The organism is Bartonella sp. CR127HXZ, from assembly GCF_042194555.1.
Lineage (GTDB): Bacteria > Pseudomonadota > Alphaproteobacteria > Rhizobiales > Rhizobiaceae > Bartonella > Bartonella grahamii.
This window is the reverse complement of the sequence record NZ_JBHIMZ010000083.1, coordinates 331-598: the sequence shown is the minus strand read 5'-3', so window position 1 is coordinate 598 and position 268 is coordinate 331. Positions and strand designations below refer to the sequence as shown.

Genomic DNA, 268 nt, shown 5'->3' with positions numbered 1-268 from the left:
ATTCATTGAAATGTTTTATGACTTTTCACTAAAGGATGCCATTCATAGCGTATGGTAGGTCGACCGCCTTGGGAGTTATTGTCTCCAGAGATTTCACGAATATAATTGCAACGGCATAAAAGCTCTAAAGCTTGCTTAACGGTTTGATTGTCTGTTAAACATTTCCAATCACGTTTATAAACATCCCGTGCAGTAAAAACATTAGGTAAATAATCACAGCGCTTGACAAGCAAGTTTGCACTTTCTGTTGCTAATGTATCATGCGCCG

The 268-nt window shown here is 38.4% G+C and carries 1 pseudogene; it reads right to left on the bottom strand.

Annotated elements, in window-relative coordinates:
- Positions 1 to 2 precede the first annotated feature (2 nt).
- A pseudogene (locus tag ACFIKY_RS09235) lies at positions 3 to 268 on the bottom strand (hypothetical protein); the annotation flags it as partial.